This window comes from Agrilactobacillus fermenti, from assembly GCF_021030645.1.
In the GTDB taxonomy this organism is placed as follows: domain Bacteria; phylum Bacillota; class Bacilli; order Lactobacillales; family Lactobacillaceae; genus Agrilactobacillus; species Agrilactobacillus fermenti.
This window is the reverse complement of record NZ_JACGCJ010000002.1, coordinates 14,745-34,307: the sequence shown is the minus strand read 5'-3', so window position 1 is coordinate 34,307 and position 19,563 is coordinate 14,745. Positions and strand designations below refer to the sequence as shown.

Genomic DNA, 19,563 nt, shown 5'->3' with positions numbered 1-19,563 from the left:
ATTGACACACAATTTAATGAAGAGATTTAAATATGCATAATTGAGGATTTGGCAGGATGAATAATACGCAACAAACAAAAAAGAGACGTTATATAACTGGATTCGACGGCTTACGCGCTTTAGGGGTTTTAGGCGTTATTTTATATCACATGAACCCTAACGTATTTAAGGGTGGTTATCTTGGGGTGCCAATCTTTTTTGCGATTTCTGGTTATTTGATCACAGATCAGTTGATTACTCAATATCAAAAAATGGGCAAGTTCGATTTTAAGACATTTTTTGTTAAACGTTTAAAACGTATTTATCCAGCATTAGTTGCTGTGTTATTCAGTACGAGTGCTTATATTGTTTTCTTTGAACGCAATTTGTTAGCTAATTTGCATAAAATTATTTTAACGAATTTACTGAACGTATACAATTGGTGGCAAATCGTAAATGGCCAATCTTATTTTGAGCGCTTTGCTAATAATGAATCCCCTTTTACGCATCTTTGGACGTTATCAATTGAAGGTCAATTTTATATTGTTTGGCCGATTCTAATGGTTTGTATGTTAAAGCTACTGAAGAAAAGATCGCGGCTATTCAATGTCACGATGGTTCTGGCAATTTTTTCCGCTGTCCTAATGGCTATCTTATATCAGCCCCATATAGATCCCAGTCGGATTTACTATGGTACTGACACGCGGATGTTTAGTATCTTGTTTGGTTGTGCTTTGGGTATCGTATGGCCGAGTGCGCGATTAAGGGCGGATATTGAGGCCCGTGATCGGGTTTTATTGGATACTATTGGTATTGTTTGTTTTGTAGGCATGGCATTTTTGTTTATGCAATTAACTGATCAAGGGGCTGCTTTGTATCGTGGCGGTATGTTTTTATTCTCATTCCTAGCAACTGTTTTAATTGCTATCGTGGCACATCCAGGTGCAGATTGGAACGGGGTATTGACTAATCCGATTTTTTCCTGGATTGGATCAAGAAGTTATGGCATTTATTTATACCAATTTCCAGTAATGATTTTTTTTGAATCTAAAATGACTAATATTGCTGATCACCAAGTACTTTACCATGTCATTGAAGCGGTGATGATTTTGCTGATCAGTGAGTTATCTTTCCGTTATATTGAACAGCCTTTAGCCCATTTTGATTATTCGCAAACAGGGGTATTTTTCAAGTCATTATTTTCACGAAAAGGCACTCAAAGTCGCCGGACACGTATCATTGCCTTTGTATCGATGTTTATTTTAGTGGCAGGAATGACAGGCGCTGTTCAAGCAACAACTGTTAAGCCTGGTGCAGCAAATAATTCACAACTGGCAAAGAAAATTAACAAGAACAAAAAGGCAAATGCAAAGCGAAATGCCAAATTGATTCAAGAAGCCAAAAAAGAAAATAGACAGAAAAAATTGGCACAGAAGAATGCTTCTTTGAGTCGTTCATTAAGCATTTCTTCCAGTCAGGAACTAGAAAGTCGTGCTAAATCGCACCCTGTTAATGAGCAATTGGGAAAACAATATGGCATTCCTCAAACAGCACTACAAGCCGCACAGAATATGCAAATCACAGCTTTTGGGGATTCGGTTATGTTGGATGGCCAAAATATGTTGCAGCAAATATTCCCTAAAATGTTGATGAAGGCTGATGTTGGTAAACAAATGGTTTCTGTGATTGGTGAAGCTAAGGGCTTGGCTGATCAAGGGGCTTTAGCTGATAATATTCTTGTAGGTTTAGGCACAAATGGCCCATTTACGCCAGAACAAATGGATCAGTTAATGGCTGTATTCGGTCCAGAACGCAAAGTTTATTGGATCAATGTTCGTGTCCCAACTCGTGAATGGCAAAATCCGGTCAATGATACTTTGAATCGAGCAACGAAGAGGTATAAGAATTTGGTTGTGATTGACTGGTTTGACTATTCTAATAGTCACGATGACTGGTTTTATGCGGATCGTGTACACCCTAATACCGTTGGTGGGCCGTATTATGCGACATATATTGCCAAACAAATATTAAATGTAAAATCTTAGAATATAAGCTTAAGCTGGTTGGCTGAATCTCATTTAGCTTCCAGCTTAATTTTTAGCGATTTTGTTAAATTTATAGATAGGAAGTCGTCCATGGAGTTACAATTTTTAGGAACTGGGGCTGGGACACCAGCCAAGCAACGTAACGTTACAAGCATTGCATTGAAACTATTAGCTGAGCGCAACGAAATTTGGCTATTTGATGTTGGTGAAGCGACCCAACATCAAATCTTATACACAACAATTCGGCCACGAAAAATTGACAAAATTTTTATAACTCATTTACACGGTGATCATATTTTTGGATTACCGGGGTTGCTTTCCAGTCGATCTAATCAAGGTGGAAATAGTGCGCTAACCATTTATGGCCCTAGAGGTATTGAAGATTTTGTACGATCTGCCTTGAGAGTCTCTGAGACACGTTTAAGTTACCCGCTAAGTTTTGTCACTGTTAAACCCGGTCTTGTGTTTGAAGATGACACTTTTTCTGTGTTTGCAGATGAATTAGATCACCGCATTCAAAGTTTTGGTTATCGAATTGTAGAAAAACCGCATCCAGGGATCCTGCTAGTTGATAAATTAAAAGAAGATAATATTCCTTCGGGACCAGTTTATGCTAAACTAAAAGCAGGTGAGACTGTAAAATTGGCTGACGGCCGAATTGTCAGCGGTCAAGATTATGTGACACCGGAACAGCCAGGGCGTATCGTAGCTATTTTAGGCGACACACGAAAAACCCAACATGCTTTAGCACTTGCAGAGCATGCTGACGTGCTAGTACATGAAAGTACCTTTGGCCGGGATGAAGCTAAACTTGCGAAGCAATATTATCATTCAACAAATATTCAAGCTGCAACGATTGCCAAGCAAGCACAGGTAAAACAGTTACTATTAACCCATATTTCAGCGCGGTATTTGGGCAAGCTGGTTCATGAATTACAGACTGATGCCCAAATGGTTTTTCGGAATACAAAAGTCGTATCTGATTTTGACGAAATAAATATTCCTTTTCAAAAGAGGTCAATCAATGAAAAAATTAGCAGCGTTAAGAAATCTTGATGGTAAGATTGTTGTCATCACTGGAGGATCTTCAGGCATTGGTCGAGCTAGTGCTTTACAGGCAGCTAAACGGGGGGCGATTGTGATCGTAGCAGCGCGGCGCCAAGCACAGCTGGATCTAGTCGCTAAGCAGTGTGCGGCTTTATCGGGGCGGTCAGCATATGGCTTTACCTTAGATATTTCTGATCCTGATAATATTGACTATTTTTGTCGACGGGTCGTTAATGAAGTTGGCATTCCCGATGTTTTGATCAATGCAGCCGGGTTTGGTAAGTTTACAAACACAGTTGACATGGAACCGGCGATGATCGAGCGCTTGATTCAAGTTGATGTTTTAGGAACGATTTATATTTCACGTCTAATTGCAAAACTAATGATTGACAGAAAACCAGGCCATATTATTTTGTTAGGTTCAATGGCTGGTAAAATTGCAACGAATAAGAGCGCAATTTATTCCGCAGCTAAATTTGCTGTGGTTGGCTATGCTAATGGCTTGCGCCTAGAACTAAAACCTTTTGATATCCAGGTAACGACTGTTAATCCTGGTCCAGTTGCTACAGACTTTTTCAATATTGCTGATGAAAGTGGAACTTACCTTAAATCGGTAGGGGCTTTCACATTAAATGCAGATCGGCTGGCTCAACGAATTGTGAGTGCTGTTGGTTTTTCTGTACGTGAAATTAATACACCAGCTATCATGGCTTTGGCAGCACACTTTTATGATATTTTTCCACGTATTGGGGATTATTTAACTAGTGAGCTTTTCAATAAGAAATAATTTTATTTGCCGGTGGGGGAATTTAGATGAAGAAACAACGTAATTTCATATTGGGTTTGATTATTGCTGTTATTTTGGTTGTTTTTGCTCTGATCAATCAAAAACAAGTTCAAATCAGTTTTGGTTTCACAATTGTAAAGTTGCCGTTAATCTTGATTCTATTTATCAGTATTTTACTAGGGGCTTTAGTAACTTACTTATTTGCCACGATGGGTAATTATAATATGAAGAAACAATTGAAACACCTGACAACACAAATAGATGATGCTGATAAAATTAAACAAGCTGCTGTGGCTGAAGCTATCACAACAACGACTAAAAAGCTGGATCAACAGTATCAAGCTGAGTTAGCTAAAAAAGATGAAAAAATCAAGCAATTACAAGTCCAATCCAATGGAAACGCCCAACAAAAAGGACAGTTAGCAAAAAATCAATTCGATGCATCGGATAAATAATTTTCAGACTTAAGTATGTTGCACTTGAGATGGTTAGATTATAGAGTGAGGAGGTCGGAACAAAACTGCGGTTTTGTTGCCGGCCTCTACTTAGCTATGAATAATTTAATTTGAAACGTATTTCGTTGCTAATTTATTTAAATTAGATATAAGTGGTTTTACTCAAATATCATAATGGGGTGATTTTTTGAATCCAGAATTATTAACACAGGTTGTTCAAGAAGCACTTGCTGCAGCTCAACAAGTTGCCGTGACGCGGCATCATACAGAAATCGATATTGCACATTTATTTAAAGTCTTGATGCAACCTGGTGAAGTTTTGCCGGATCTTTTAAAAAAGGTTAATGTGGATACGGCAGCGTTTGAAACCCAAATTGACCATGAGCTAGATGCCCTACCCGTAGTTCAAGGGCAAGCCAATTATGGTCAAAATATGAGCCAGAATCTTTATCAATTATTTAATGATGCGAATACGATCCGTCAAGAATTAAAAGATGACTTCATTGCTGCAGATACGTTACCATTGGCTTTATTAAAACAGCAATATCAGCCACTAACTAAATTTTTAAATGAGCATGGTGTAACGGCCGACAAACTACGGCAAACGATCCTAGATATTCGAGGAAACCAGCGTGTAACTTCAAAAAACCAAGAGGCCAACTACCAAGCATTGGAAAAATATGGGACCGATCTTGTCAAGGCAGTTCGTTCTGGTGATCAAGATCCAATTATTGGTCGCGATGAAGAGATACGCAACGTCATTCGTATTCTTTCAAGAAAAACTAAAAATAACCCCGTTCTAATTGGGGAACCAGGCGTTGGTAAGACTGCTATCGTTGAAGGTCTAGCCCAACGAATCGTCAAGGGCGACGTTCCTGATAATCTAAAAGATAAGACGATTATTTCTTTGGATATGGGGACATTAATTGCAGGTGCAAAATACCGTGGTGAATTTGAGGAGAGACTTAAAGCTGTTTTAAAAGAAGTTAAACAAAGCGAAGGGCAGATTATTGTTTTCATTGATGAGATTCATACGATCGTTGGCGCTGGCAAAACAGAAGGTTCAATGGATGCTGGTAATTTGCTAAAACCAATGTTAGCTCGCGGAGAACTGCATTTAATTGGAGCAACGACCTTAGATGAATATCGAGAAAATATTGAAAAAGACAAAGCCTTAGAGCGTCGTTTTCAACGGGTATTGGTTCAAGAACCCAGTGTAGCAGATACGATTACGATCTTGCGAGGATTAAAAGAACGTTTTGAGATATTCCACGGTGTACGTATTCATGATAATGCGCTTGTAGCTGCGGCGACCTTGTCAAATCGCTATATTACAGATCGTTTTTTACCGGATAAAGCAATTGATCTAGTTGATGAGGCAAGTGCAAACATCAATGTTGAAATGAATTCCATGCCCACAGAACTGGATCAACAAACGCGGAAAATGATGCAGCTTAAAATTGAAGAAGCTGCTTTGAAAAAAGAAAGCGATCCTGCCTCCCAAGCACGTTTAGTTGAAATCAAGCAGCGTAAAGCTGATTTACAAGAAAAGATCAATCAATTAAGTACAAAATGGTCGGCTGAAAAATCAGAAATTAATGCAATCAATGAGAAAAAGACGCAAATTGATAAAGCAAAACATCAATTAGAGGATGCTCAAGCTAAGTATGATTTAGAAGCAGCGGCTCGAATTCAACATGGCACCTTACCAAAGCTAAAGCAGGAATTAACTGATTTAGAGAAAAAAGAAAATTCGGCTGATAATTTGGTTCAAGAATCCGTAACAGCTGATGAAATTGCTGATGTCGTCAGTCGCCAAACCGGTATTCCAGTGGCAAAATTAGTTGCCAGTGACCGACAAAAATTATTACATTTAGAAGATACTTTGCATCAACGTGTCATCGGCCAGGATCAAGCTGTTCAATTGGTCGCTGATGCAGTGATCCGCAGTCGAGCTGGCTTGCAAAATCCTGATCGGCCACTTGGATCGTTTCTGTTTTTAGGACCAACTGGCGTTGGGAAAACTGAGTTAGCGAAAACACTGGCTGAAGATTTATTTGATTCTGAAAAGCATATGGTTCGTATCGATATGAGTGAATATATGGAAAAATATGCGGTCTCACGGCTAGTCGGAGCCGCTCCTGGGTATGTCGGGTACGAAGAGGGCGGACAGTTGACTGAGGCTGTTCGTCGAAACCCTTATACCATTGTTTTATTGGATGAAATTGAAAAAGCACATCCAGACGTTTTTAATATTTTATTACAAGTTTTGGATGACGGCCGTTTGACAGATGGACAAGGCCGAACTGTCGACTTTAAAAATACAATTATCATTATGACTTCTAATTTAGGGTCTGATATTTTGCTAGACGCCCAACAGTCTGATGCGGGTATTACGGCACAAACGCATCAGCAAGTGCGAAGTCTACTACAAGGTCATTTTAAACCAGAATTTTTGAACCGAATTGATGATATTGTTATTTTTGATCCATTAACTTTAACAGCGGTAAAACAGATTGTGGTAAAATTGATTCAACAGCTGACAAAGCGATTAGCAGCTCAAGAAATTAAACTTACGGTGACACCGACGGCACAAACGTGGATTGCAGAGAAGGGATATGATCCTGCTTTTGGAGCACGGCCATTACAACGATTCATTGTTGGTCAAGTAGAAACGCCATTGGCAAAAGAGATTATAGCTGGACATATCTTACCACATAGTTTAGTGACAATTGATTTAGTTGGTAATACTTTGACTTTTAAGCACGAAAAAGTACAATCCAAGACACCAATTATTTAAAATAAACTTGCTTCATAGTGAAACATCTAGTATTATGTTTGTTGTAGGCTTTTTAGCCGAGATGAGTCGATTCTCACGCGACTAATTTATTAATTTTGCAAAGTTAATTAAAGGAGTTTGAATAGACATGGCAGTTCCAGCAAGAAGAACCTCAAAAACCAAGAAACGTATGCGCCGTGGTCACATTAAATTGAATGTACCTAATGTTCATTTTGATGCAACTAGTGGTGAATACCGCGTAAGTCATCACGTTTCACCAAAGGGCTATTACAAAGGCCAACAAGTTATTAAAGACAACAACGATTAGTTTGTCTATATTTTTTACAAAAAGGTGGTTGAAATCAATTCTGATTTCAGTCACCTTTACTTATTTTATGTGTATATTTATAAGTTCGTTATTTTTGAATATGGGAAGCGTAGAAAATGCAAAAGACACGAAAATGGGTTTTGAGTTTGATGGGTATTGTTTTGATGGTTATCCTATCTGGGTGTCAAACTCAGAAATTAAGTACGAATAAGAAAAATTATCAACCAGATTTGATGGCCACAGTTATTAAGGGGCATGCTAACACAAGTCAAGTGAAGTATCAGGTAGCTCATGGTAAATGGCAAGAAGCGCCTGTACGTGATGGTGCTTTTGCCATTACAATCCCTCGTGCGAATCAAACTGCTGAAGTTGCCATAAAATCGGGATCACTGCAAAAACAAGTAACCGTAAATAAGGCAACTGCGATTATGCCGTTTGCTCAATTTCTGGCAGGTTATACGATGGCTAGTCAAGCAACACAACAAACGCCTTTACAATTAGTCGATAATTTATCGCAAAAACATCAATACAACGGTTTAATTGCAAAGGATAATAAATTAACGGTGCGTGGTGTTGTTAGCAATGATCAATTAATGGGCTTAACGTTAATTACTAAGACGTCGAACATGAAACAGAAAAAGGATTTGACGGCTTTTGCAACCCAATTAGCTACGTTAGCTACAGTAACTGGCGCTGATGGCAAAACAGTGCTCAAACAGTTCGGGGATAAAACGAAATCTGTAAAAAATGGTAAAACGACAATTGACACCATTAAATCTAAAGGGGTCAAATTCGACGTTGCCTTTAGTGATAAAAATATTTATGTTTTTATCACTAAATAAGTAGATAAAAGATTTAAGACAATTTCATGATGTCGATGATGGGTAGATCATTGACATCATTTTTTTGGGTTAAAATTTCCAAAACGGCTTTAATAATTGGTGCTAAAGGGAAGTAATAGCTAGTGATTTGATTTGTTCTTAAATAGGCCATTTGTTGAGCTGTCAAAAATGTCGTATATAGAACAGGTTCCAGGTCTATATCTATCTTTGAATGGGTAGCTTGAAAATTGATCAGGTCGTAAAAATTTGTAAAGATAATTTTGGTCTGTGAATCTAATTCGGAGTCAAAGTTAATAGTAGGGGATTGAGCGGTCGTAAAGTGGAAATGTTGCAGTAATTTTGGTTGAGTTGTTTTTAGTTGGTTGATAATACTAGGGACGAATGATAAATCTGTTAAACCAGCGCTGGCAGAAGGTTGTTGATAGAAAACATTTGTACTTGTCACCCAACTTAGGAGTAGTTGGGTAAAAGCTTGTGTGTTAAGTTGCATGGTTGGTGGAATAGTTTGAGAGCTAGCATTAGCAAATGGTATGATATGGTATAATGATATATCTTTTAATTGTATTTGATATATTAAGTTTTCAGATGATAAATGACCTAGAACAAGAACCTGATCTGTCGCCGGTTGTAATGAGCCTAAGTCTAGTTGATTGGCCTGCTTGAGATCAAAACTGAGCACCCGATAATATTGGCAGTTCTTGGTCTCTTGTAAGGCCTGGCGCAAGGTTAATTCAAATTGTAATTCTTGATCTTGGCGTTTTTCAAAAATGAGATAGATTTGGTGGATGGTATTTTGGGGGTTATTAGTTGTCACTGGTTTAGCGACAAAACTGCCAGCCCCACGCTTGCGATAGATCATACCAGCGCGTTCTAAATCATCTAGTGCACGTTTTGCAGTTATGCGGCTGACTTGATATTGCTTGCTTAAATCTGACTCGGTAGGTAAACGATCACCAGGCTTTAATTGTTGCGTGTTGATTAGCTGAGATAGGTCATTGATGATCACTTGATATAACGGTTCCGACATGGTGCAGCACTCCTTTTCATTATATTATATCATATTTATAAAATGATATAGTAATTCGGCAGTTAGGACATCTCATGGCATTAGAGACTATCAACGATTATCAAAAAGACATATTCAATATTCTCAAGATAGCTGTCAGCCAAAAGTTTTTTCTTACAGCAGAAACTGATTCAGATCTAATTATTTATAAAATAAAAGTGACTGATGCAAAATATTAATTCGCATCAGTCACTTTCTAAAATGTTGGGAAGTTATTTCGTACTTAATTTTTCAGACCAGTTTAATAAAGCAGGCACAAAGCCTAAAACAATCGCAAAAACGACTGCGGTACCGACGGCTTGAATAGGTACGAAAGTTGTATGGGTTAAAGATGAGCCGATGAATCCGACAATAAATCCGAAAATAGCGCCCCAAAACATCATCATAATGTAACGCATTTTTTGACCCTCTTTCATCAGGTTGCCCGTTTAGTATAGCATAATTTTATTTTGCTCGTGAACCTGTTATCTTTAATATTATATATAAGTATTCGAAAAAAGGGGTGTATGAAAAGAATGACTTTTACACCGAATTTTACGCAATTACAGGTAAAATCTTCTTTTAGTCTGCTACAAAGTCCGATAAAAATTCCAGAATTAGTACAGCGTGCTTCTGAGATGGGCTATCAAGCTTTGGCTATTACTGACGTTAATGTCGTCTATGGCTTAATTGATTTTTATAAAGCGTGCCAGCAGCAGCATATTCGTCCAATCTTGGGTTTGACAGCTTATCTAGGCGGTGTATCTGCCCAGTACGATGATCAACGTTATCCTTATTTATTTTACGCTAAGAATAGTCAGGGGTATCAACACCTTTTAGAAATTTCGACGCGAATCATGATGCATCCGGATCAGTCGGTATCTATTACCGAATTACAGGATGTACTTTCAGATCTATTTGTTGTTTTGCCGCCGCGAGGTGAGTTGGAATATTTGATTGCGGATGGCAGTAATCAGCAGGCAGATGCTTACTTAAATCATTTGAAATCATTATTAGATCCTAACGATTTACTTATTGGTTTAACTTTGCAGGGCAATTTTAGTAGGGCACTTTCTAAGACCCAAATTATTGCGCACCAAAATCAACTACAGACATGTGCATTGGGCAAAGTGGATTATTTAACCGCTGATCAAGCTTTCGATACAAAGGTTTTGCAGCATATTGATGCTGGTTCAAAATTAAATTTAAAAACAGAATTACAAGATAGTGAAGGGCCCTTTTATTTGCCAACACCAACTGCCGCACAGCAGCCTTTTGAGCAGCAGAATGATCAAGAGGCGATCCGCAATAATCTGCGCATTGCCAATGAATGTCAGGTGGAACTTGATTTGGGACAACGCACGCGATTGCCCAAATTTCCGACACCTAACCAAGAATCCGCTAAGAGCTACTTATATCAGTTAGTTCAACAAGGGTGGCAAAGCCGCTTTGCATCCATGACAATGAATCCAACCTATCAGAAACGCATCGATTATGAATTACAAGTAATTAATAAAATGGGCTTTGCAGATTACTTTTTGATTGTTTGGGATGTGATCAACTATGCGCATCAAGCTAATATTATGACAGGTGCTGGCCGGGGTTCAGCCGCTGGTTCATTGGTTGCTTATTTATTGGGTATTACTGATGTAGATCCCATTCAATATAATCTTTTATTTGAAAGATTTTTGAATCCTAATCGGGCAAATATGCCAGACATTGATTTGGATATTCCTGATAATCGCCGGGATGAACTTCTGGACTATGTTTATCAGCGTTATGGCGCTGACCATGTATCCCAGATTATTACATTTGGGACTTTAGCAGCTAAAATGGCCCTCCGAGATGTGGGTCGAGTTTTTGGCATTTCACAAACCGAAGCAAATCAGTGGTCTAAGGCCATACCCAGTGTCTTAAAAATCACCCTAACACAAGCCTATGAACAATCTCCTAGTTTGCAGCGAATCGTTCATCAGAACCATATCAACGAACGTATTTTTAAAACGGCCCAGCAGCTAGAAGGCCTGCCACGCCATTATTCAACGCACGCGGCTGGCGTTGTTTTAAGTGATGAACCTTTGACCCAACGTGTGGCCTTGCAAATTGGCGGCGATGAAATTCCGCTGACGCAATACCCTATGGGCGATGTGGAAGCAGTTGGGTTATTAAAGATGGATTTTCTAGGCTTGAAAAATTTAAATATTTTAGCTCAAGTTACAGATGCTGTCCATCGGGAAAGCGATCCAGACTTTTCGCCGCATAAGATTCCATTAGATGACGTTAAAACTTTGGCACTATTTCAACATGGCGACACAAACGGAGTTTTCCAATTTGAATCCGATGGTATCAAACGGGTTTTACGACAGTTGCAGCCAGATTCTTTTGAAGATATCGTCGCGACTAATGCGTTATATCGGCCAGGACCAATGGAAAACATAGATACATTTATTGCGCGTAAAAATGGTCAAGAGCCAGTTGTTTATGCAGATGAAGCTTTAGAACCAATTTTGAAGCCAACTTATGGTGTATTAGTTTATCAAGAACAGGTCATGCAAGTTGCTAGTGTTATGGGTGGCTTTACACTTGGCGAAGCCGATTTGCTCAGGCGGGCTATGAGTAAAAAGAAAAAGGCAGTCATTGATGAAAATCGTACGAAGTTTATTGACGGTGCTGTAGCTAAGGGGTTTTCAGTAACGTCTGCACGCATGGTTTATGAATATATTGAACGTTTCGCAAACTATGGCTTTAATCGATCCCACGCAGTGGCTTATAGTAAACTGGCTTTTTGGTTGGCCTACGTTAAAGTGCATTTTCCTGCAAGCTTTTTTACCGCCCTTTTAAACACAAGTATTGGTAACGATGTCAAAACAAAAACATACTTTAGGGAAGCAAAGCAACGTCAAATCAAAATATTGGGGCCTGATATCAACCAAAGCAATTTTGATTTTACAGAAAAAGAAGGGCAGATTCGTTTTGGCTTTATTTCAATTAAAGGCGTGCGTCGGGACTTGATCCAGGTTATTCTGACAGCTCGTGCAAATGAGGGGTTATTTCAAAGCTTAGAAGATTTTCTTAAACGGTTACCCAACAAGTTTTTGAAAGTTGATACGATTAAACCACTTATCGAAGTGGGTGCTTTTGATATGCTTCGATCAAATCGCAAACAATTGCTGACGAATCTGCCAAAATTAATTGATAGTATCACATTAGCGGGCGATTCCATATCGCTTTTTGAGATATTGACTCCAGAAATGGCCTATGTTGATGATTATGCCAAAGCTGAAAAAGCCCAATTGGAAGCTGACTTACTAGGTACTTATATCTCAGGTCATCCTTTAGAACGGTTTAAATCCTTGCCTCACGAACCAATTCTGAATTTGGCTCCAGATAAAACTGGGCGCGTACTGTACTATGTCCGTAAGGTTAAGGTGATCCGCACAAAAAAGGGTGCCCAAATGGCATTTTTGTCTGGTGAAGACCTAACGCAGACTTTTAGTGTCACTGTATTTCCTAATGTTTATAAACAGATACAGACTTGGTTACAAAAGGACCAGAACATTATGATCGACGGCAAATTTGAGTGGGACAAGGATCACGCCCCACAATTGATTGCCAATCATATGACATTAGCTGAACAAATTGCTAAAGTATCCACACCGACTGCAGTAACTGCGGAACAATCTGACCAAAAGCAGCAGGTAGAACGCAGCTTAAAGCAACAGCAAAAATTATATTTGCAGATCCCGACAGTCTTGGATACGGCAGAATTACGACAGGAAGTTTATCAGGCATTACAAAAATTCCATGGCACAACACCGGTCGTCATATTTTTGCGCAAAGATCAGCGCAAATTATTATTAAAAGAAACACACTGGATCACCTGGACTGAGGCCTTGAGGCAGACACTAGAAAAGTTGCTCGGCAAAGAAAATGTTGTTTTCAAATAAAGTTTCAAAATAAATAGCGGCTTAAAGCCTTTACATTTCAAAAACATGCAGACTTTTTGAATGAAAGGTGGTATATTAACAATGTCTGTGAAAACGAGTTGCGACTTGTATTTTCATGAATTTTTAATTGAGGTGACAACATGAAGCGCATAGGTATACTTACCAGTGGTGGCGACGCACCTGGTATGAACGCGGCCATTCGTGCAGTAGCGCGCAAAGCGATGTATGAAGGGTTAGAAGTTTACGGGATCAATTATGGATTTGCTGGGCTAGTTGCTGGAGATATTTTCAAAATGGATGAAGCATCTGTTTCTGATAAGATCCAACGTGGGGGCACATTCTTGTACTCTGCACGGTATCCAGAATTTGCTCAAGAAGAAGGCCAGCTTAAAGGTATTGAACAATTGAATAAGTTCGGTATTGAAGCATTGGTTGTCATTGGTGGCGATGGTTCTTATCACGGTGCTTTGAAATTAACTGAGCACGGTTATAATGCTATTGGCTTACCAGGTACGATCGACAATGATATTCCTTATACAGACTTCACTATTGGATTTGACACAGCTGTCAATACTGTTCTTGAAGCTGTCGATCGCATTCGTGATACTGCGACAAGTCATGAACGCACGTTTATCATTGAAGTTATGGGCCGTGGCGCTGGTGATATTGCGCTTTGGTCAGGTATTGCCGGTGGTGCTGAGGAAATTATTATTCCTGAGCATGACTTTGATATCGCTCAAGTAGCTGAACATATCCAAGCTGGCCGCGATCGTGGTAAGAAACATACGCTGATCGTGTTGGCTGAAGGTGTGATGCATGCGCCTGATTTTGAAAAGGAACTTGCTAAATATGGTGATTTCCATGCACGTTCAACTGTGCTCGGCCACGTTCAACGTGGTGGCTCACCAACAGCGCGCGACCGTGTGTTAGCGAGTCAAATGGGTGCTTTTGCTGTTGAGTTATTGTTGGAAGGTAAAGGTGGGCTGGCTGTTGGTATTGAAAACAACCGGTTGTCTTACCACAACATGACAGATTTATTTGATGGCAAACATCATGCAGAACTATCACTTTACAATTTGAATCATGATCTATCAAATTAGGGTTTGCATTTTATTAGATTCTTGGTATCTTAAGTATTAGGTTTTTATAAAATTGATTTAAGGAGAGATTCCCACCTATGAAAAAAACCAAAATTGTTAGCACATTAGGTCCTGCCAGCAATGATGTTGAAACAATCACAAAATTAATCGAAGCAGGCGCAAATGTTTTTCGCTTTAACTTCTCTCATGGTGACCATGAAGAACATCTTTCTCGGATGAACATGGTTCATGAAGCAGAAAAGAAGACCGGTAAAACAGTTGGTATCATGTTAGATACTAAGGGTGCTGAAATCAGAACTACGGTTCAAAAGAACAAGGGCTTTGATGCACATACTGGTGATGTGATTCGTATTTCTATGGATGATTCATTAGAAGGTACACCAGAAAAAATTGCTGTTACATATCCAGGTTTATACGATGACACTCATGTGGGTGGCCACGTATTAATCGATGACGGCTTAGTTGATCTTAAAATCACTGAAAAAGATGAAGCTAACAAAGAACTTGTAACTGAAGTACAAAATGACGGTTACATTGGTTCTCGTAAAGGTGTTAACGCACCTGGTGTTGAAATTCGCTTACCTGGGATCACTGAAAAAGATAGTAGTGATATCCGTTTTGGCTTGGACAACAATATCAACTATATTTCTGCAAGTTTTGTTCGTAAAGCTCAAGACGTTTTAGATATTCGTGAAATTTTAGAAGAAAAACATATGGAACACGTTCAAATCTTCCCTAAGATCGAATCTCAAGAAGGTATCGATAATATCGATGATATTCTTAAAGTTTCCGATGGGTTGATGGTTGCTCGTGGCGACATGGGTGTTGAAATTCCATTTGAAAATGTCCCATTCGTTCAAAAACGGTTGATCAAGAAATGCAATGCATTAGGTAAACCTGTTATCACAGCAACACAAATGTTGGATTCTATGCAAGAAAATCCTCGTCCAACTCGTGCCGAAGTAACTGACGTTGCCAACTCTGTATTAGATGGTACAGATGCAACCATGCTTTCAGGTGAGAGTGCGAATGGTGACTATCCAGTTGAAGCTGTAGCTGCCATGAGCCGGATCGATCAATATACTGAAGAAGAAGTCAGCAACAGTGGTGTATTGGCTTCTGAACGATTCAATGCCTTTCCAACAACTAACTCAACTGAATCTTTAGGTCAATCAGTTGTTCGTGTTGCTGAAGATTTGAATATTAAGACAATCGTTGCTGCAACAGCTTCTGGCTATACAGCACGGATGATTTCAAAATATCGGCCAAATGCAGATATTTTAGCTTTAACTTTCGATGAAAAAGTACAACGCGGCTTGACGGTCAACTGGGGTGTTAAACCACTATTGACTGAAAAACCTGCGACAACTGATGATATGTTCACTATGGCAACTCAAATTGCTCAAGATGAAGGTCTTGCTAAAGAAGGCGACTTGATTTTGATCGTCGCTGGTGTGCCTGTCGGTGAAAGTGGTACAACTAACTTGATGAAAGTTCAATTGATCGGTTCTAAATTGACACGCGGCCAAGGTGTTGGTGATGAAACTGTTGTCGGCAAAGCAATTGTTGCTGATAGTGCCAAAGATGCTGTTGATAAAGCCGTTGATGGTGGTATCTTAGTTACTAAGACAACAGATAAAGATTATTTACCAGCTATTGAGAAATCTTCTGCATTAGTTGTTGAAACTGGTGGTTTAACATCACATGCAGCTGTTGTAGGTATTGCAATGGGCATCCCAGTTGTTGTGGGTGCTGAAAATGCAACTTCATTGATTCAAGACGGTGAAGTTATTACAGTTGATTCTCGTCGCGGTATTATTTATCGTGGTGCTTCTAACTCACTTTAAGATTTAGATTTAATCAGTATTGTATTATATTCCAGAATAATTGATCAGAAAAAGGCTGAGTCCCCGCTATTGAGACCCAGTCTTTTTTCTTCAATTATTTTCTGAAAGGATTGAAATTCATGGAAAGTTGGCTATTTTTAGCAGCAATTTTATTAGTGGCTATTTTTGGCAAGAATCAATCATTGATCATTGCCACTGGCGTTGTTTTAGTTTTAAAGTTATTACCATTTTCCAATCGCGTTTTTCCGATTATCAATGCTAAGGGGATCAATTGGGGTGTGACAATCATTTCAATTGCCATCTTGATTCCCATCGCTACTGGGCAGATCGGTTTTAAAGATTTATTGAGTGCTTTTAAAAGTCCGGTGGGATTTATTGCGGTCGGCTGTGGTATTCTGGTTGCAGTATTATCAGCAAAAGGTGTGGGGTTGCTGTCTCAAAGCCCGGAAATTACAGTTGCTCTAGTTTTTGGTACAATTATGGGTGTGGTATTCTTAAAGGGCATTGCTGCTGGACCCGTTATCGCTTCCGGTATTACGTATACGATTTTAACGGTATTTAATTTACTACCAGGTAAATAAAGGAGACACTATGGATATTAATGCAGATTTAATTGGAACAATTCAAAGCGCACCGGTTACAGACCAAAATGATAAAGCTGTTTTCGTGCAATTGGCCGGCACGACCTTAACGGTTCTTAAATCAGAATTGACAACACCTGTATCGGCAGGAGAGACACTGACAGGTTTTATTTATGAAAATGCGAAACATCAACTACGCTTGACCCCCAATCTACCAAAAATTAGGTTTGATCATTATGATTTTGGGACCGTTACAGAAGTACGTCGTGATCTAGGCGTTTTTGTATCCATGGGACTAACAGATAAAGATTTAGTGGTATCATTGGACGATTTACCTGAAGAGAAACAACTATGGCCAGAACGTGATGATCGGTTGATGGTCACACTCAGTGTTGATAAAAAAGGTCGAATGTGGGGTAAACTGGCGGATACAACGATTCTCAAGAGTGTTGCCAATCGTCCGAGTGCTAAAATGCGCAATGAAAATGTAACGGCAACCGTTTATCAAACAAAACACGTGGGGAGTTTTGTGATCACCGATGACTATTACTTAGGCTTTATTCATCGGACAGAGGTGGATGCTGCACCACGTCTTGGTCAACAAGTACACGCACGTGTGATCGGCTTGACGCAAAATAATGAATTGAATTTATCCTTAAAACCTCGAGCTTACGAAGAAATTGGTGACGATGCGGCGATGGTATTAGCTGTTCTCAAACGCAGCTCCGATCATAGTATCGATTTTGATGATAAAAGTGATCCTGAAGCTATCAATGATTATTTTGGTATCTCTAAAGGCGCTTTCAAACGGGCAATTGGTCATTTATTAAAGGCAGGTTTAATTGAAACTGGTGCCGGAAAAACAAAGTTGAAATAAGGGCTTTTACTTATTGTCCATGGCTTAATTGTTGCGTATGCTGTAATTAGTGAAAAAATTATTTTATTGGGGTCCTCATTATGAGTCAAACCACAGCTTTAGAAAAGGATATCAAAAAACAATTAAAACAAGCGGGTTATAAAATGACCCCACAACGGCAAGCAACGGTCGCTGTTTTGTGTGCCAACCAGACTACTTTTTTGACAGCGGAAAAGATTTTTATGCTTGCTAAAGCAATTTCACAAGATATTGGTTTGGCAACGGTTTACCGTACTTTAGAAATTTTAGCGGGCTGCCAGATTGTGACAAAGAGTGCTTCTAATGAAGCCGGTATTATTCGTTATCAGTTGGCACATGCGCATCAGCTTTTGCTTGTTTGTAAAAATTGTGGTCGCGTGATTGACTTAGACAATGAGACTTGGCAGTCGATCACACAACAAATTCAGCAACAAGTTGGCTTCAAAATTCAGGCAGCACAGGCAGATCTTGAGATCGAGGGCTTGTGTGCTAGTTGCTTGAAACAGCGACAAACAAAAATTTTAACCTAAATGAAGGCTTATGGGATGAAAGATTTAATTGGTGATTATTTACATTATTTAGATGTCCAACGCGGTTTATCACCACAGACACGGCAAAGTTATGCGGAAGATCTAAAACAGTTTCGAGAGTTTCTTGAAGCACAACAATTGACGGATTTTCCAGAGGACACGCTGGTCATTAGTGAATTTCTTAAGGTTGAAACAACTAGTGGTAAAATGGCGAGCTCTCTAGCACGCATGGTATCAAGTTTAAGAACATTTTATCAGTATTTACTGGTTGAGCACGTGATCAGGACTGATCCAATGGATACGATCACGTCACCAAAAAAGCAGCAGCATTTTCCGGTGACATTAACTATTACTGAAGTAAACACATTATTAACGATGCCTGACACAGGAAAGCCCCTAGGATTAAGAGATCGAGCCATGTTAGAAGTACTTTATGCTACCGGTCTGCGTGTCAGTGAATTGATTAATCTACAGTTGAACCAACTCCACTTAACAATTGGTTTGATTCAAACAATAGGTAAGGGAAATAAAGAGCGAATGTTGCCTATTGGTGATGTAGCCAGCGACTGGATTACGCGTTATTTAGAGAATGTACGGCCTAGCCTAATGATCAAAGCCAATCCGCGTAGCGCTAATGTTTTCTTAAACAACCGTGGGCGTCCATTGACGCGGCAAGCTGTGTGGAAAATGATTAAAGCTTATGTACGAACAGCAGGTATCCAAAAAGACGTTACGCCGCATACGCTGCGCCATTCTTTTGCGACACATTTATTAGAAAATGGTGCTGATTTACGCGTGGTGCAAACTTTATTAGGACACGCAGATATTACGACGACACAAATTTATACGCATCTTTCGACACAAAAAGTCCGCCAAATCTATAATAAAACGCATCCGCGGGCATAAAGCTAAGTTGAGAGAATGTGGGTTATGTGCTAAAGTGTATCTTTGTATAAGATGTCTGAAAGTGGAGGTCATCATGTTAGTTAAATATAAGCGGAGCTATGAGAAAATCGCGATGGGATTTCTTTCATTTATTCCAGACTTAAAAGATTTGAACACCTTGAACAATGAAATTGCGTTATATCAAGATGATGATAGTCATGAATTGTATCTTTGGAAAAATGAATCAGACGATTTCTCTGGTATTGTTGGCTTAGAAGTTGAAGATAAATATATCGTGATCCGGCAAATCTCACTTTCACCTTCTGAACGTGGGGAAGGGAATTCTTTAGCTATTTTAGATGAAGTTCATGCCTTGTATCCAGATCATAAGATGATGGGCTCGTTTGAGACAACTAAACTTGTGGCTAAGTGGGAAGCACGAAACCGTCATCAGAATACAGGGGTTTGACT

Annotated in this window: 17 protein-coding genes; 15 read left to right on the top strand and 2 right to left on the bottom strand. The window is 39.2% G+C overall.

Features of this window, described 5'->3' with window-relative positions:
* Positions 1-56: 56 nt before the first annotated feature.
* The 7 genes from FHQ08_RS00760 (at position 57) to FHQ08_RS00730 (ending at position 8,262) form a co-directional block, all read left to right on the top strand.
* Positions 57-2,024: an acyltransferase family protein gene (locus FHQ08_RS00760; RefSeq protein WP_230912471.1), complete on the top strand. Its 1,968-nt coding sequence runs from the start codon at positions 57-59 to the stop codon at positions 2,022-2,024.
* A 90-nt stretch (positions 2,025-2,114) separates the two neighbouring features.
* A complete protein-coding gene (rnz, locus tag FHQ08_RS00755; protein ID WP_230912470.1) occupies positions 2,115-3,080 on the top strand; it encodes a ribonuclease Z in 966 nt (321 codons plus the stop codon).
* A complete protein-coding gene (locus FHQ08_RS00750) occupies positions 3,049-3,858 on the top strand; it encodes an SDR family NAD(P)-dependent oxidoreductase (RefSeq protein WP_230912469.1) in 810 nt (269 codons plus the stop codon). The genes rnz and FHQ08_RS00750 overlap by 32 nt, the downstream gene beginning before the upstream one ends.
* Positions 3,859-3,884: 26 nt before the next feature.
* Positions 3,885-4,313 (top strand): lipopolysaccharide assembly protein LapA domain-containing protein, encoded by a 429-nt coding sequence (locus FHQ08_RS00745; RefSeq protein WP_230912468.1) that lies wholly within the window; start codon positions 3,885-3,887, stop codon positions 4,311-4,313.
* A 187-nt stretch (positions 4,314-4,500) separates the two neighbouring features.
* Entirely contained in the window at positions 4,501-7,113 is a 2,613-nt protein-coding gene (gene clpB, locus FHQ08_RS00740; protein WP_230912467.1) for an ATP-dependent chaperone ClpB, read from the top strand.
* A 127-nt stretch (positions 7,114-7,240) separates the two neighbouring features.
* Positions 7,241-7,420, top strand: a complete 180-nt coding sequence (rpmF, locus tag FHQ08_RS00735; RefSeq protein ID WP_230912466.1) for a 50S ribosomal protein L32 — start codon at positions 7,241-7,243, stop codon at positions 7,418-7,420.
* Positions 7,421-7,536: 116 nt separating this feature from the next.
* Positions 7,537-8,262, top strand: a complete 726-nt coding sequence (locus FHQ08_RS00730; protein WP_230912465.1) for a hypothetical protein — start codon at positions 7,537-7,539, stop codon at positions 8,260-8,262.
* A 13-nt stretch (positions 8,263-8,275) separates the two neighbouring features.
* Here FHQ08_RS00730 and FHQ08_RS00725 read toward each other — a convergent pair whose 3' ends face one another.
* Both FHQ08_RS00725 and FHQ08_RS00720 read right to left on the bottom strand, forming a co-directional pair.
* On the bottom strand, positions 8,276-9,289 hold the full coding sequence (locus FHQ08_RS00725; protein WP_230912464.1) for a GntR family transcriptional regulator: 1,014 nt from the start codon (positions 9,287-9,289) through the stop codon (positions 8,276-8,278).
* A gap of 251 nt (positions 9,290-9,540) precedes the next feature.
* Positions 9,541-9,726: a DUF2929 family protein gene (locus tag FHQ08_RS00720; RefSeq protein ID WP_230912463.1), complete on the bottom strand. Its 186-nt coding sequence runs from the start codon at positions 9,724-9,726 to the stop codon at positions 9,541-9,543.
* A gap of 108 nt (positions 9,727-9,834) precedes the next feature.
* On the opposite strand from FHQ08_RS00720, the gene dnaE reads away from it, so the two are divergent.
* From dnaE to FHQ08_RS00680, 8 genes are all read left to right on the top strand, one after another.
* The gene (gene dnaE, locus FHQ08_RS00715) at positions 9,835-13,254 is read left to right on the top strand and encodes a DNA polymerase III subunit alpha (RefSeq protein WP_230912462.1); all 3,420 of its coding nucleotides are present in this window, start codon (positions 9,835-9,837) and stop codon (positions 13,252-13,254) included.
* A gap of 140 nt (positions 13,255-13,394) precedes the next feature.
* On the top strand, positions 13,395-14,354 hold the full coding sequence (gene pfkA, locus FHQ08_RS00710; RefSeq protein ID WP_230912461.1) for a 6-phosphofructokinase: 960 nt from the start codon (positions 13,395-13,397) through the stop codon (positions 14,352-14,354).
* Between the two features lie 77 nt (positions 14,355-14,431).
* Positions 14,432-16,201: a pyruvate kinase gene (gene pyk / locus FHQ08_RS00705; protein WP_230912460.1), complete on the top strand. Its 1,770-nt coding sequence runs from the start codon at positions 14,432-14,434 to the stop codon at positions 16,199-16,201.
* A gap of 119 nt (positions 16,202-16,320) precedes the next feature.
* Positions 16,321-16,782, top strand: coding sequence for a DUF441 domain-containing protein (locus tag FHQ08_RS00700; RefSeq protein WP_230912459.1), 462 nt, complete (start codon positions 16,321-16,323; stop codon positions 16,780-16,782).
* A 10-nt stretch (positions 16,783-16,792) separates the two neighbouring features.
* Positions 16,793-17,659 carry a CvfB family protein gene (locus tag FHQ08_RS00695; protein ID WP_230912458.1) on the top strand — a complete coding sequence of 289 codons (867 nt, stop codon included), beginning with the start codon at positions 16,793-16,795 and terminating at the stop codon, positions 17,657-17,659.
* Between the two features lie 80 nt (positions 17,660-17,739).
* The gene (locus FHQ08_RS00690; RefSeq protein WP_230912457.1) at positions 17,740-18,207 is read left to right on the top strand and encodes a Fur family transcriptional regulator; all 468 of its coding nucleotides are present in this window, start codon (positions 17,740-17,742) and stop codon (positions 18,205-18,207) included.
* Between the two features lie 15 nt (positions 18,208-18,222).
* On the top strand, positions 18,223-19,113 hold the full coding sequence (gene xerD, locus FHQ08_RS00685) for a site-specific tyrosine recombinase XerD (protein ID WP_230912456.1): 891 nt from the start codon (positions 18,223-18,225) through the stop codon (positions 19,111-19,113).
* A gap of 73 nt (positions 19,114-19,186) precedes the next feature.
* Entirely contained in the window at positions 19,187-19,561 is a 375-nt protein-coding gene (locus FHQ08_RS00680) for an N-acetyltransferase (protein ID WP_230912455.1), read from the top strand.
* Positions 19,562-19,563 lie beyond the last annotated feature (2 nt).

Bases quoted from the DNA above. Each gene is read 5' to 3' on its own strand.
- FHQ08_RS00760 (WP_230912471.1), top strand. From the start codon at position 57: ATGAATAATACGCAACAAACAAAAAAGAGACGTTATATAACTGGATTC.
- rnz (WP_230912470.1), top strand. From the start codon at position 2,115: ATGGAGTTACAATTTTTAGGAACTGGGGCTGGGACACCAGCCAAGCAA.
- FHQ08_RS00750 (WP_230912469.1), top strand. From the start codon at position 3,049: ATGAAAAAATTAGCAGCGTTAAGAAATCTTGATGGTAAGATTGTTGTC.
- FHQ08_RS00745 (WP_230912468.1), top strand. From the start codon at position 3,885: ATGAAGAAACAACGTAATTTCATATTGGGTTTGATTATTGCTGTTATT.
- rpmF (WP_230912466.1), top strand. From the start codon at position 7,241: ATGGCAGTTCCAGCAAGAAGAACCTCAAAAACCAAGAAACGTATGCGC.
- FHQ08_RS00730 (WP_230912465.1), top strand. From the start codon at position 7,537: ATGCAAAAGACACGAAAATGGGTTTTGAGTTTGATGGGTATTGTTTTG.
- FHQ08_RS00725 (WP_230912464.1), bottom strand. From the start codon at position 9,289: ATGTCGGAACCGTTATATCAAGTGATCATCAATGACCTATCTCAGCTA.
- FHQ08_RS00720 (WP_230912463.1), bottom strand. From the start codon at position 9,726: ATGCGTTACATTATGATGATGTTTTGGGGCGCTATTTTCGGATTTATT.
- dnaE (WP_230912462.1), top strand. From the start codon at position 9,835: ATGAAAAGAATGACTTTTACACCGAATTTTACGCAATTACAGGTAAAA.
- pfkA (WP_230912461.1), top strand. From the start codon at position 13,395: ATGAAGCGCATAGGTATACTTACCAGTGGTGGCGACGCACCTGGTATG.
- pyk (WP_230912460.1), top strand. From the start codon at position 14,432: ATGAAAAAAACCAAAATTGTTAGCACATTAGGTCCTGCCAGCAATGAT.
- FHQ08_RS00700 (WP_230912459.1), top strand. From the start codon at position 16,321: ATGGAAAGTTGGCTATTTTTAGCAGCAATTTTATTAGTGGCTATTTTT.
- FHQ08_RS00695 (WP_230912458.1), top strand. From the start codon at position 16,793: ATGGATATTAATGCAGATTTAATTGGAACAATTCAAAGCGCACCGGTT.
- FHQ08_RS00690 (WP_230912457.1), top strand. From the start codon at position 17,740: ATGAGTCAAACCACAGCTTTAGAAAAGGATATCAAAAAACAATTAAAA.
- xerD (WP_230912456.1), top strand. From the start codon at position 18,223: ATGAAAGATTTAATTGGTGATTATTTACATTATTTAGATGTCCAACGC.
- FHQ08_RS00680 (WP_230912455.1), top strand. From the start codon at position 19,187: ATGTTAGTTAAATATAAGCGGAGCTATGAGAAAATCGCGATGGGATTT.